The organism is Citrobacter sp. Cy070, assembly GCF_030332245.1.
GTDB classification, from domain to species: domain Bacteria; phylum Pseudomonadota; class Gammaproteobacteria; order Enterobacterales; family Enterobacteriaceae; genus Citrobacter; species Citrobacter youngae.
Window position 1 is genome coordinate 1 of record NZ_JAOWIG010000016.1, and the last position, 215, is coordinate 215.

The window sequence follows — 215 nt, forward strand, 5'->3', positions numbered from 1 at the left end:
AAGTGTAGCGATACATTGAGCTAACCGATACTAATGAACCGTGAGGCTTAACCTTACAACGCCGAAGATGTTTTGGCGAAAAGACAGACATCAGATTCAGCTTGATACAGATGACATCAGAACGCAGAAGCGGTCTGATAAACAGAATTTGCCTGGCGGCTGTAGCGCGGTGGTCCCACCTGACCCCATGCCGAACTCAGAAGTGAAACGCCGTA

The 215-nt window shown here is 48.8% G+C and carries 1 rRNA gene; it reads left to right on the plus strand.

What is annotated here, in order from left to right:
* Positions 1–151: 151 nt before the first annotated feature.
* Positions 152–215 (plus strand): 5S ribosomal RNA (gene rrf / locus OGY19_RS24535); the annotation flags it as partial.